The 11,519-nt window shown below is 64.2% G+C and carries 14 protein-coding genes; 3 read left to right on the top strand and 11 right to left on the bottom strand.

The features are described from left to right. The first annotated feature begins 102 nt into the window (after positions 1–102). Entirely contained in the window at positions 103–714 is a 612-nt protein-coding gene (locus tag EDC31_RS16365) for a LysR family substrate-binding domain-containing protein (RefSeq protein ID WP_264816598.1), read from the top strand. Here the strand turns inward: EDC31_RS16365 and EDC31_RS16360 are convergent. From EDC31_RS16360 to trbB, 11 genes are read right to left on the bottom strand one after another with little or no spacing between them, the layout of a single operon-like run. Next, positions 668–886, bottom strand: coding sequence for a DUF2274 domain-containing protein (locus tag EDC31_RS16360; RefSeq protein WP_042055715.1), 219 nt, complete (start codon positions 884–886; stop codon positions 668–670). The genes EDC31_RS16365 and EDC31_RS16360 overlap by 47 nt on opposite strands. Next, complete coding sequence (locus tag EDC31_RS16355; RefSeq protein WP_042055718.1) at positions 883–2,043, bottom strand: TrbI/VirB10 family protein; 1,161 nt, start codon at positions 2,041–2,043, stop codon at positions 883–885. The genes EDC31_RS16360 and EDC31_RS16355 overlap by 4 nt, the downstream gene beginning before the upstream one ends. Continuing rightward, positions 2,040–3,026, bottom strand: a complete 987-nt coding sequence (gene trbG / locus EDC31_RS16350; protein WP_042055720.1) for a P-type conjugative transfer protein TrbG — start codon at positions 3,024–3,026, stop codon at positions 2,040–2,042. Before trbG ends, EDC31_RS16355 begins: the two co-directional genes overlap by 4 nt. Continuing rightward, on the bottom strand, positions 3,026–3,706 hold the full coding sequence (gene trbF / locus EDC31_RS16345) for a conjugal transfer protein TrbF (RefSeq protein ID WP_042055724.1): 681 nt from the start codon (positions 3,704–3,706) through the stop codon (positions 3,026–3,028). The genes trbG and trbF overlap by 1 nt, the downstream gene beginning before the upstream one ends. A gap of 2 nt (positions 3,707–3,708) precedes the next feature. Beyond that, complete coding sequence (gene trbL / locus EDC31_RS16340; RefSeq protein ID WP_042055726.1) at positions 3,709–4,968, bottom strand: P-type conjugative transfer protein TrbL; 1,260 nt, start codon at positions 4,966–4,968, stop codon at positions 3,709–3,711. Positions 4,969–4,972: 4 nt separating this feature from the next. Beyond that, positions 4,973–5,245, bottom strand: a complete 273-nt coding sequence (gene trbK-alt, locus EDC31_RS16335) for a putative entry exclusion protein TrbK-alt (RefSeq protein ID WP_042055729.1) — start codon at positions 5,243–5,245, stop codon at positions 4,973–4,975. Next, the gene (gene trbJ, locus EDC31_RS16330; RefSeq protein ID WP_042055730.1) at positions 5,245–5,991 is read right to left on the bottom strand and encodes a P-type conjugative transfer protein TrbJ; all 747 of its coding nucleotides are present in this window, start codon (positions 5,989–5,991) and stop codon (positions 5,245–5,247) included. The genes trbK-alt and trbJ overlap by 1 nt, the downstream gene beginning before the upstream one ends. After that, complete coding sequence (gene trbE, locus EDC31_RS16325; RefSeq protein ID WP_042055732.1) at positions 5,988–8,414, bottom strand: conjugal transfer protein TrbE; 2,427 nt, start codon at positions 8,412–8,414, stop codon at positions 5,988–5,990. Before trbE ends, trbJ begins: the two co-directional genes overlap by 4 nt. Positions 8,415–8,421: 7 nt before the next feature. Next, a complete protein-coding gene (locus EDC31_RS16320; RefSeq protein ID WP_042055735.1) occupies positions 8,422–8,688 on the bottom strand; it encodes a VirB3 family type IV secretion system protein in 267 nt (88 codons plus the stop codon). Continuing rightward, the gene (locus EDC31_RS16315; RefSeq protein WP_132127176.1) at positions 8,688–9,014 is read right to left on the bottom strand and encodes a TrbC/VirB2 family protein; all 327 of its coding nucleotides are present in this window, start codon (positions 9,012–9,014) and stop codon (positions 8,688–8,690) included. Before EDC31_RS16315 ends, EDC31_RS16320 begins: the two co-directional genes overlap by 1 nt. Next, on the bottom strand, positions 9,011–9,979 hold the full coding sequence (gene trbB / locus EDC31_RS16310) for a P-type conjugative transfer ATPase TrbB (RefSeq protein ID WP_042062406.1): 969 nt from the start codon (positions 9,977–9,979) through the stop codon (positions 9,011–9,013). The genes EDC31_RS16315 and trbB overlap by 4 nt, the downstream gene beginning before the upstream one ends. Before the next feature lie 212 nt (positions 9,980–10,191). Here trbB and EDC31_RS16305 point away from each other — a divergent pair, with 212 nt between their 5' ends. Both EDC31_RS16305 and EDC31_RS16300 read left to right on the top strand, forming a co-directional pair. After that, positions 10,192–10,461 (top strand): HU family DNA-binding protein, encoded by a 270-nt coding sequence (locus EDC31_RS16305; protein WP_042062409.1) that lies wholly within the window; start codon positions 10,192–10,194, stop codon positions 10,459–10,461. A 58-nt stretch (positions 10,462–10,519) separates the two neighbouring features. Continuing rightward, positions 10,520–11,458, top strand: coding sequence for an AAA family ATPase (locus EDC31_RS16300; RefSeq protein ID WP_042062411.1), 939 nt, complete (start codon positions 10,520–10,522; stop codon positions 11,456–11,458). The last annotated feature ends 61 nt before the right edge of the window (positions 11,459–11,519 follow it).

Genomic DNA, 11,519 nt, shown 5'->3' with positions numbered 1-11,519 from the left:
ATCGGCATCCTGATCGATCAGGTCTCGCCAGCAGAGTGCGTGAATTTCTTCACCGCAGCAGGGTATGAGCCAGATTGAAAGGAAAATGCTCTAAACGCCGTCCTGACAAGTTTGCTCGTCGAATGGCGGACAACCTATCCCGGCATAAGTGTCACACCACACGAACCGGGTGAAAGAACACTCCATTCCGCACTGATCGAACGTCATATCGACGTTGCCCTGCTTCCTGAATTAGCCCTTTCTCAACACCACCCGCATACTCCAATTTACTTCGAGCCCTTGATGGCGGCCGTGCCAAATACTCACCGCCTTGCCGAAAAAACAACCATTCAATGGACTGACCTCAAAAACGAAAATCTGCTTCTATGGTCGTGGGGAAAAGATAGGATCGGTCGTGATTTCTTTGCTACGCGGCTACCCGGCATTAATGTGCGCATTTTTGAAACGGGCAACATGACCCTGCTCGCCTTCGTGCGGGCAGGACACGGCGTCACTGTCGCAGCGCAAACTTATTCGACTCTCAACCTCCCCGGCCTGAAATTCATCCCAATCGACGAGGAAGATGCCGGGTTCAAGATCAACCTGGTCTGGCGTGCCGAAAGCGAAGATCCCGTCGTAGGAAAATTTGTCGCCTTCATGCGTGACCGGGCAAAGCCCTATTGGCGAGTTACCTCTCCCCGCGCAGCTTCCGAAAGCCCCGATCCCCCTCCATAAAATGAACCAGCATCGGCGGGATCAGCTTCGCTGGCGCGATCTCGGCCTGACCGCTCTCACGCGCCAGAAGCCGGCCATATTCCAGCAAATCGCGATGCACGGCGGCTGGCAGTTCAACGGTCAGTCGCACTGGTTTGTCATCCTCAATCGGCCCAAGCCTGAGCTTTGTCATCGGGAAACCTCCTGTCTGTAGGGGGAAAGAACCAGATCGCGATGCACCATGACCCGGACGGGAAAGCCACGCCGGATCGTATTGGTGGGCTGGATATTCAGCGACCGCCCGACCATCTGCTCACCGATCTGGTTGAAGCCCTGCGAGCCGCCAGTGCGCAGCGCTTGGGCGATGCCATTGCTGCCACCGATATCGGCTTCTGAACCTACGCTGAGCACGGTCGAGACCAACGCGGCTTTGAATACCTCGCCCCAATGATTGTCGGTCTGATCCTGCAACCCGGCAAACCCCGCCGCATCGGCGGCCGGTTCGTTCTCCAGCACGATCGACTCTCTTGCACCACGCATCAGCCGGGTCCAGACGAGCAGTACCCGTTTCTGACCATAGGAGATCTGGGAGTCATAGCGACCAATCAGCGTCGCGCCCTGCGGGATCAGCAGAATATGGCCGGTCGGGCTGTCATAGACATTCTCCGTCACCTGCGCCGTGACCTCACCGGGCAGGTCGGAGCGGATGCCGGTAATCAGCGCGCCGGAAATGATCGATCCCGCCTGGATTACATACGGGCTGGGAGCAGGCGTCAGGCGCACAGCACTCACGGTACGCTGGTCAACCGGGCTATCGAGAAACACCTGGTTGCGATCGGTCGAATTAACGGGGAATGGAACTGTGGGCGGGTCGGCCGTCACCGGGGCGGCGCTGTTTCGCCCGACTTGCGTCTGGGTGAACAGATGGCTGACCCGTGCGGCTTCCTGCTCCTGGGCCATGCGCTGCTTCTCGGGATCGGCCGGTACGGCGGGTGTCGCCATGCCGGGGGCACCCACGCCTGCCTTGAGGAACGGCCTGCCGAGATCGCCGGGCAACGGCGGCCCAAGACGTGGCGGGTGGGTATAGTCTCCCGGCAGGTTCGCCAACCCGTCCGGTGTGGTGCGGTTGCTGGTATTATAGAGTTCGGCCTTGCCCGTTCGGGGTGCGGGCTTCAGCGCCACATAGAGCGCACCCCCGACGCCGATGACCGCCACCAGCGTCAGCCCCATGATTACCTTGCGCGACAGTCGCGTGACCGGCGGTCGCGTCACGCGCAACCGCATCTCGCCCGGCGGCCTGACGGGAGGCACTGGTTTGTCCGCCTCCCCCGCACCAGTGCTTCCGCTCACGATCGACGCGCTCCATCGGTGCGGACGATGCGCACCACCTGCTGGTGCTTCGCACCCAGCCGCAATTCGGCTGCCGCGAACAGGCGATCGACGATCATCCGGTTGCCGCGCACCCGGTAATTCACCAATTGCCCGTCGCCCTGCGGGCCGATCACCCAGAGCGGCGGCATCTCCCCCTGGGCGATGCCGGTCGGAAACTCGATGAAGACCTGCCGCCCGTCATCGAAGGCCCGCAACGGCCGCCACGGCGCCTCGTCGCCCTCGATCCGGTAGCGGAAATTCAGCGCATCGAGATCGACGCCCGTCGCGACCGGAGTGCCAAGATCAGAATCCCGATCCTGCCCGCGCAGGGCAACGATCTGGTCCTGCGGATAGTCCCACGACACCGAGGCCATATAGGTCCGCTCGTCGGAGCGTAGTTCCAGATGATAGGTGCGCCGATCGGTGTTGATGACCAGGTTGGTGGTGAGGTCCGGGCGCGTCGGTTTGAGCAGGATATGAATGCGTTTCGACGTCCCTGCCCCGCTCTCGGTATCGCCGATGATCCAGCGCACGGTATCGCCCGCAGCGACCGGGCCGGCACCGACCAGCTTTTCGCCCGGCTGCAGAGCGATGTCGGTGATCTCGCCGGGTGCGGCGTAAAGCTGATAGAGCGCCCCCTCGGAGAAGGGATAGATTTGGATCGCATTAAGATAACCGGCCCGCGTCGGCTGGACCCGCGCCGCACTATTGGCGTGCTCGACCCGCTGATGGGGATCGGCGGCTTCCGGCGTCGTGCGCCGATACGGGATCGGCTTGAGCTGCCCCGGCAGCGGCAGGGGCTCGGGCAGAGCCACCACCTGCACCGGTTTCGGTGGCTCCGGGGTGAGCACCGCCTGCCGGGACGTATCGTCGTACCGGATGGCAGGCGGCTTCCATGAGGAGCAGGCCGCGAGCGGCGCCAGCAGGATCATGAGCGGCGCGACGGTATTGAGGGTGCGCATCAGCCGAGTTCCCTGGACCAGTTGAGGGCGTGGATGTAGATGCCGAGCGGATTCTTGCGCAGCCGCTCGGCATCGGTGGGGGTGGTGACGACAATGGTCAGGAGCGCGCTCCAGCGTTCGGTCGAGGCCAGCGCGCCATCGACATAGCGGCGCTCGACCCACTCCACCCGAAAACTGTCGTCGGAGGCACGGATCACGCTGGCGATCTCGACTGCCACCTGCATCCTGCCGAGCTTGCCGAACGGATCATTGGTGCGGGCATAATCGTTCAGGGCCAGCGCACCGCGATCGGTGACGTAGTTATAGGCGTCAAGCCAGTTCTGCCGCAGGACCACCGGATCGGCAGGAATGCCGCGCACCTCGGAGATGAAGCGCGCCAGATACCAGGCAATCTGCGGATCGGTCGGCCGATAGGCGGCGGTCGCCGGCCCCACGGCCTGCGCCTGGCCAAGGTGGTCGATCTGCACCACCCACGGCGTAATGGTGCCCCGCGCCGACTGCCAGACCAGCCCGGCGGCCAGGCCGCCGCTCAAAGCCAGACAGCCGAAGAAGGCAAGCCGCCAGTTGCGCGCCTGGACACGGGCCGAGCCGATGCGGTCGTCCCAGACCTGGGCGGCCTTGTGATAGGGCGTTTCCGGTTCCGGCGTTTTGCCGAAACGCATGGTGGGACGACGGAACATGGTTATTCTCCCTCCGAGAGATCGACGTCATGGCCACCGCTGGGCCGGTCGCCGCCCTTGATCGCCTGCGCAGCAGCGTCCGCCCCGCCCCTGATCCGGTTGTTGCGCTGCATCCGGCTGGCCCAGGCCGGCGGCTTTCCGGCAGCACCCGCGCCACCGCCACCGCCCGAAGCGGTCGCCCCACCCGCGCCGCCAGTCGCGGCAGCCCCGCCGGCCTGATAGCTGGTGCGGACACTGGCCATGGCCCGGCGCAACGGGCTGGCGGCAGCCGACAGTCCGGCCTTCGCGACACCTGCCGCACCTCCGGCCTGATAGGCGGCGGTCGTGCCGCCCGCGACAAAAGCGCCGCCACGCACGGCGGCTGCCGCAGCCCCCACAGCCAGTCCGGCCCCGGAAGCAGCCGCCACCCCGGCGCCGACCGCCCCGGCGGCTGTAGCGACAGCGGATCCCGCGCCGAGTTGCGGACCACCGGCGATCAGCCCGTTGGCCAATGCCGGCCCGAACACGGTCAGCCCCAGCAGCGTCAGGGAGGCGAGGATCAGGGTCAGTGCGTCATTGATGGTGGGCGGGGTGTTGAAACCGTTGGTGAACTGGCCGAACACCGTCGAACCGATGCCGACGATAACGGCCAGCAACAGCACCTTGATCCCGGACGAGACGACATTGCCCAGCACCTTCTCGGCGAGGAAGGCGGTGCGACCGAACAGCCCGAAGGGCACCAGCACGAAGCCTGCGAGCGTGGTCAGCTTGAACTCGATCAGTGCCACGAAAAGCTGGATCGCCATGACGAAGAAGCTGATGACCACGATCAGCCAGGCAATCAGCAATACCGCAATCTCAATCGCGTTGTTGAAGATGGCGACGAAGCCGACCAGCGAGGAGATCGAGGTCAGGATCGGCTTGCCGGCGTCGATGCCGACCTGTGCCAGCCTACCCGGCTGGAGCAGTTGCGCCTGGGCGAGATGCCCGCCCCCAGCCTCGATGCCTAGGCCTGCGAAGGATTCATAGATGATGCGGGCGAGACCGTTAAAATTGCCTATGATGAAGGCGAACATACCGATGAACAGGGTCTTGCGGACCAGCCGCGCCAGCACGTCCTCATCTGGCGCCAGCGCCCAGAACAGCCCGGCCAGGGTAATGTCGATGGTGATCAGCACACCGGCGAGCCAGTGGACGTCGCCCTGCACCAGCCCGAAGCCGGAATCGATATACCGGGTGAAGATGGCAAGGAAATTGTCGATGACGCCGGTGCCCTGCTGCATGGCGTCACCGTGCCGCGTCGGGCGCGAAGAAGTGCCTGCGGTTCTCGGCCCAGATCGCTTCGCAAGCTGGATCGCCATCGGCCTTCATGCCGAGCGCCTGACAACGCGCCAGACCGCCAGCCAGCCGGTCACGCGATCCCGGCGGCCCGAGATCCAGCACCGCGACGTCCCGGGGAGCGTGCCGGAGATGCAGGGTCGCAGCGACCAGAATCAGAACGACCAGCCCGACGGCCATGAGCCGGAAGACGATCGGCGGGGAAAGGCGCGGCGCGCGCATCAGTGGAACATCTGTGCGGTGCCAGGCGTGTAGCCGGCCCCGTAATTCAGGAAATTCGCAAGCTGTGCCCTGCCCTGCTCCTCACTCTCCACCTGCCGGGCACCTTCCAGCGCCTGGGCGCGGCCCATCGCCGCCGTCACAGCGGTGAGGTCGGCAAGCTGGCGGGTTTGCAGCGCCATAAGCTGGTTGCCCGACTGCGCGGCCTGCAAGGCGCCGGTGGCCGCCTGGCTCGAGGTGACCAGACTGTCGATCTGACTGCCGGTACTGTCGAGATTCTGCACCGCACCGGTCTGCACGCGCAGCCCGTCCTGATAGGCGCCCCTTGCGTTCTGCCATCGCGTCTGCGCGTCACCGGTCATCTGGGCCGCCGAACCCGGGCTCGCAAGCGCCTGCGGATAGGTCTGCGAAAACGCCTGATCGATGCTGGACAGGTTATAGGAAAGCCCCTGCGCCTGACCGACGATTGCTTCCGTCTGGGCGATCGACTGGTCCAGCGGCGCCAGCACGGAGAACGGCAGACTGGTCAGATTGCGGGCCTGGTTCTCCAGCATGGTCGCCTCATTGGTGAGGCTCTGCGCCTGCTGGTTGACCTGCTGCAATGCCCGTGCGGCAATCAGGACGCTTTGCACATGGTTGGCACCGTCATAGACCGCCCATTGCGCATGGGCCGGGACGCTCACGGCAAACGGCAGCACCAGAGCAACGCCGGACACGAAAACCGATTTCATTGTCATCCGATTTCTCATGAACCTTCTCCCGGATTGAGCATCTCGACCGCCCACTCGACGCCTTTGTGCGCGAGCCAGGCCGCCGCAAACCCGTCACGGCCATGCCGGGCAAAGATCCGGTCGATGGCGGCATGGTCGTCGGGCGACGACGCGGCGGTGAACGCCAGCGTCACCTCGGACAGGCCGAGATCGAACAGCCTGTTGCCTCTGCGGGACTGGCAGTAATAATCGCGCTTGGGCGTGGCTCGGCTGAGGATCTCGATCTGGCGGTCGTTCAAGCCGAAACGGCGATAGAGCGTGGTAATCTGCGGCTCCAGCGCCCGGTCATTGGGCAGGAAGATCCGGGTCGGGCAGCTTTCGATCAGGGCGGGCGCGATCGGGCTGGCGTCAATATCGGCCAATGACTGGGTGGCGAAGATCACGGAGGCGTTCTTCTTGCGCAGCGTCTTCAGCCATTCCCGGAGCTGTCCTGCGAAGGCGCGATCATCCAGCGCCAGCCAGCCCTCGTCGATGATCAGCAGCGTCGGGCTGCCGTCAAAGCGGTCCTCGATACGATGGAACAGATAGGACAGCACGGCGGACGCCGCACCCGAGCCGATCAGCCCCTCGATCTCGAAGGCCTGGATATCGGCCACGCCCAGCCGCTCATGCTCGGCGTCGAGCAATTGCCCCCACGGGCCACCAACACAGTAGGGTTGCAATGCCTGCTTCAGCGCCAGCGACTGGAGCAGCGCCGACAGACCAGTGATGGTGCGTTCCGCAACCGGGGCCGAGGCCAGCGAGGTCAGCGCCGACCACAGATGGTCCTTGAGGTCGGGCGCAATCGTGACACCCTCGCGCTCCAGCAGGGTCGCCACCCATTCCGCCGCCCAGGCCCGTTCGCCCGGTTCGTCGATCCGCGCCAGCGGCTGCAATGCTACTGGTTCGTTCATGTCCTGCGCCAATGCGCCACCGAGATCGTGCCAGTCGCCGCCCATCGCCAGTGTTGCCGCGCGGATCGAGCCACCGAAATCGAAGGCGAAGATCCGGGCCCCCGCATAGCGGCGGAACTGCATCGCGATGAAGGCCAGCAGCACCGACTTGCCGGCCCCGGTCGGCCCGGCGATCAGCGTGTGGCCGACATCGCCGACGTGGAGTGCAAAGCGGAACGGCGTCGAACCCTCGGTGCGGGCATAGAATAATGGCGGGGCGTCGAAATGTCGGTCGCGCTCCGGACCGGCCCATACCGCGGAGAGCGGGATCATATGCGCCAGGTTCAGGGTCGAGACACAGGGCTGGCGGACATTGGCGTAGACGTGCCCCGGCAGGCTGCCAAACCAGGCTTCGAGCGCATTGACGCTCTCGCGCATGCAGGTGAAGTCGCGGCCCTGGATGGTCTTCTCGACCAGCCGCAGCCGGTCGGCGGCGACGGTCGGATCCTCGTCCCAGACCGTGACAGTGGCGGTGACATAGGCCTGGCCGACCTGGTCGGTGCCGAGTTCCTGCAGGGCGGCATCGGCGTCGGCCGCCTTGTTGGCGGCATCGGAATCCAGCAGCACCGACGCCTCGTTGGTCATGACCTCCTTGAGGATGGCCATGATCGATTTGCGCTTGGCGAACCATTGCCGCCGGATCTTGCCCAGCGCTCTGGTCGCGTCGGTGCGGTCGAGGCAGATTGCCCGCGTCGACCAGCGATAGGGAAAGGCCAGCCGGTTCAGTTCGTCCAGCAGCCCCGGCCAGGTCTGGGTGGGAAAGCCGGTGACGGTGAGCGTGCGCAGATGGGCATCGCCCAGGCGGGGTTCCAGGCCGCCAGTCAGTTCCTCATCGACCAGAATTGCATCGAGATGCATCGGGATTTCCGGCACCCGCACCCGCTGCATGCGCGTGGAGATGCAGGAATGGAGATAGGTCAGGGTCTCGGCGTCATCGAGCCAGTCTGCCTCGGGCATGAAGCCATCGAGCAGCGCCAGCACACGGTCGGTCTGGTCGGTGAAGCCCGCGACCACGGCCTGCCAGTCGGAGCCGCCACGGGCGCGGTTCTCATAGAGCCAGGCTTCCGCGCGGGCGGCGTCGTCCGCCGGTGGCAGCCAGACCAGAGTGAGGAAATAATGGCTCTCGTAATGGGCACCCTCTTCCTCGAACTGTGCCCGGCGCTCGGCGTCGACCAGTTCGGAGGCGGGGTCGGGGAACGGGCTGGAAGGATAGCCCCGCGCCGGCTGGCGCTGCGCCTCGACGAAGAGCGCCCAGCCGGAACCAAGCCGGCGCAGGGCATTGTTCAGCCGCGACGTGATCGCGACCAGTTCGGACGCGGTCGAGGAGTCCAGGTCCGGGCCGTGAAAGCGCGCGGTGCGCTGGAAGGCGCCATCTTTGTTCAGCACCACACCTTCTGCGACCAGAACTGCCCAGGGCAGGAAATCGGCGAGGCGGTCGCGACGATGGCGGTATTCGGCGAGATTCAGCATGGCGCGCTCACCCGACCAGATGGGTGGGATAACGCAGGTGCCGGCGCACCACGTCGACGAAGGCAGGATCACGCTTGGCCGCCCAGACAGCGGCGAGATGGCCGACCAGCCAGAAGATCCCGCCGGCGATCCACAGGCGCAGGCCGAGGCCGATTGCTGCCGACAGCGTGCCGTTGACGATGGCCACCGTGCGCGGTGCGCCGCCGAGCAGGATCGGCTCGATCAGGGCGCGATGCACCGGGGCGGTGAAGCCGGGAATGCTGTCCGGCTCCATCAGATCAGCGCCCCGCCCGCGAAGGAGAAGAAGGACAGGAAGAAGCTGGACGCCGCAAAAGCGATCGACAGACCGAAGACGATCTGCACCAGGCGGCGGAAGCCGCCAGAGGTTTCCCCGAAGGCCAGCGTCAGGCCGGTTACGGTAATGATGATCACCGACACGATACGCGCCACTGGCCCCTGCACGGATTCCAGGATCTTGTTGAGCGGCTCCTCCCAGGGCATGTTGGAGCCTGCCGCGTAAGCCGGGGCCGACAGCAGGGCGAGCGACAGGACGGCACCAGCCACTTCGAGATGGCGGCGCAGGGTGATCATGCGGGTCATGACGGATCTCCGGCGGATGTGAGGATGTAGTCGCCCTCCGGGGTCAGGCCCTGGACGGTGGCGAGTTCGGTCAACCGGCGCGCGCTGCCGCGCCCGGAGAGCACCGCGATCACGTCGATGGTCTCCGCGATCAGGGCGCGCGGCACGGTGACGACGGCTTCCTGGATCAACTGCTCCAGCCGGCGCAGCGCGCCGATTGCCGACCCCGCATGCAGGGTGCCGACGCCGCCGGGATGACCGGTACCCCAGGCTTTCAAGAGATCGAGTGCCTCGGCGCCGCGGACCTCGCCGATCGGTATCCGGTCGGGACGCAGGCGCAGCGAGGAGCGGACCAGGTCGGAGAGCGAGGCCGCGCCGTCTTTGGTGCGCAGGGCGACCAGATTAGGGGCCGCGCATTGCAGTTCACGGGTGTCCTCGATCAGCACCACCCGATCGCCGGTCCGCGCGATCTCGGCCAGGAGGGCGTTGACCAGCGTGGTCTTACCGGTGGAGGTGCCACCTGCGACGAGGATGTTTTGCCGCTCCATCACCGCGCGACGCAGAAACGCGGCCTGTGCGGCGGTCATGATCCCGCCAGCCACATAATCGTCGAGCGAGAACACCGCGACCGCCGGACGCCGGATGGCGAAGCAGGGCGCGGCCACCACCGGGGGCACCAGCCCCTCGAACCGCTCCCCGCTTCCCGGCAGTTCGGCGGAGACGCGGGGGCTGCCGGGATGCACCTCGACCCCGACATGATGGGCAACAAGACGGACGATCCGCTCGGCGTCGGCAGGCGTGATCCGGATGCCGGTATCCTCCATCCCGCCGGCGAGCCGGTCAATCCATAGGCGGCCGTCGGGATTGAGCATCACCTCGACGATCGACGGATCGTCGAGATACCCGGCAATCGCCGACCCAAGGGCAGTGCGCAGCATGCGCGTGCCTCGGGCGACGGATTCGGAACGGAAAGGAGCGACGGTCATCAGAAACCCGCGATTGGCCTCCCGAGGGAAGTGGTGGATCAGCGGGGTCGATTAGAAAGAGGCATGGACACGGAAGCGCAACAAGTCTCTTGGACCGTAGGGCGCTGGGATAGAAGAACTTGCATAGGGGTGTGTTGCCGTTTGGGCGGTGACGGGGCGAAAGGGCGCTGCTACCGTTCTCAGATTCGACCACGACACGGACCTGCGCCCGCATGAGCAAAGCCTTCATTGCCGCTGTTCTTCAGGATTCCCTCGCTTGCACCGGGGTTGCCGCCACCAAGGCGGCTGATGACCTGGTCGGGGCGATTGTCGCCGAACTGAAGCAGGAGTGCGGGTTCACCCTGCCGTCCTTCGGGACGTTCACGGTCCACAAAACCAAGGCGCGCAAGGCGCTTAATCCCCGCACCGGGGAGCCGGTGAAGGTCAAAGCCGGCAAGACCGTGCGTTTCAAGGCCAGTCCGGTCCTGAAGAAAGCGGTCTGATTGGGGGCCGCCTCCGGTGGACGCCAAACGGCAATGAAGGAATAGATAAGGCTGCTCGATGTTCATTCGTAAGTTGGAAATCAAGAATTTTCGTGGCGTCACGCACCTATCTCTCAATCTAGATGAGACGACGGTGATCTTCGGATCCAACAATACCGGAAAATCGACGGTTCTGAACGCGATTCATGCAGTGCTTAGCCGGACGCTGAGCCGTAGGTCTGGCGTATTCACCGAATACGACTATCATCTCGGAGTGGGAAGGGAGCCCACAGATGCCGATCCGATCGAAATAAAGTTGACATTCAGCGAGACCTCCGCGGATGAATGGCCTGAGGCCAAAGTCCAGCAACTTGGCCCCGTTGTAGGCATCGGAACGGACGGGCTCCAGACTATTACTGTTCGTCTTACAGGGAAATATGACGACGCGTTGGATATTTTCGTTTCTAACTTCGAATTTCTTGACCCGGCTGGAAATCCCTACCCTTCCAACCCGAATGCTGGGCGAAGGCTCCAGCAAATTATTCCTGCCTTTTACTTGGCAGCCCTGAGAGATGCGGCAAAGGAATTCCGGCCGGGGGCTCCCTTTTGGGGACCATTTGTCAAGGCACTTAAGATTGATCCGGAAATCCGGGCTGAGATAGAGGAGGAAATTGCTGCCCTAAACCAGCGGGTCTTAGACGCCCATACGGGTTTCGAATCCGTCAAACAAAGACTGGCGAAATCCGCCACTCTGGTTCCGCTAGGGGGAGGCAGTGCGCCTGTAAGTATTGAAGCGCTTCCAAGTCGGGTATTTGATATCTTAGCGAAGACGCAAGTAATGCTTTCCGGTGTTTCAGGTGCAGCGCTGCCGTTGGGTCAGCATGGAGAAGGAACGCAGAGCCTCGCCGTCATCTGCCTTTTCGACGCCTTCTTGGATGCGCGCCTAGTTGGTGAGTATGGCGAGGGCGCGATACCAATCTTAACTCTAGAGCGTTTTCTGCACGAACTGAATCGTTAGGGATTCCCCTTGGCGGCGTGATCTGATTCAAGATGAGAGCCGGGAAGGGGGCTGGCTTTGG

Origin of the sequence: Acidomonas methanolica (genome assembly GCF_004346035.1) — a bacterium.
Classification (GTDB): Bacteria; Pseudomonadota; Alphaproteobacteria; order Acetobacterales; family Acetobacteraceae; genus Acidomonas; species Acidomonas methanolica.
The sequence above is the reverse complement of the archived record's forward strand: the minus strand, read 5'-3'. Positions and strand labels throughout refer to the sequence as shown.

Coding starts and splice junctions, on each gene's coding strand:
- EDC31_RS16360 (WP_042055715.1), bottom strand. CDS start 886: ATGACAAAGCTCAGGCTTGGGCCGATTGAGGATGACAAACCAGTGCGA.
- trbG (WP_042055720.1), bottom strand. CDS start 3,026: ATGCGCACCCTCAATACCGTCGCGCCGCTCATGATCCTGCTGGCGCCG.
- trbF (WP_042055724.1), bottom strand. CDS start 3,706: ATGTTCCGTCGTCCCACCATGCGTTTCGGCAAAACGCCGGAACCGGAA.
- trbL (WP_042055726.1), bottom strand. CDS start 4,968: ATGCAGCAGGGCACCGGCGTCATCGACAATTTCCTTGCCATCTTCACC.
- trbK-alt (WP_042055729.1), bottom strand. CDS start 5,245: ATGCGCGCGCCGCGCCTTTCCCCGCCGATCGTCTTCCGGCTCATGGCC.
- trbJ (WP_042055730.1), bottom strand. CDS start 5,991: ATGAGAAATCGGATGACAATGAAATCGGTTTTCGTGTCCGGCGTTGCT.
- trbE (WP_042055732.1), bottom strand. CDS start 8,414: ATGCTGAATCTCGCCGAATACCGCCATCGTCGCGACCGCCTCGCCGAT.
- EDC31_RS16320 (WP_042055735.1), bottom strand. CDS start 8,688: ATGGAGCCGGACAGCATTCCCGGCTTCACCGCCCCGGTGCATCGCGCC.
- EDC31_RS16315 (WP_132127176.1), bottom strand. CDS start 9,014: ATGACCCGCATGATCACCCTGCGCCGCCATCTCGAAGTGGCTGGTGCC.
- trbB (WP_042062406.1), bottom strand. CDS start 9,979: ATGACCGTCGCTCCTTTCCGTTCCGAATCCGTCGCCCGAGGCACGCGC.
- EDC31_RS16305 (WP_042062409.1), top strand. CDS start 10,192: ATGAGCAAAGCCTTCATTGCCGCTGTTCTTCAGGATTCCCTCGCTTGC.
- EDC31_RS16300 (WP_042062411.1), top strand. CDS start 10,520: ATGTTCATTCGTAAGTTGGAAATCAAGAATTTTCGTGGCGTCACGCAC.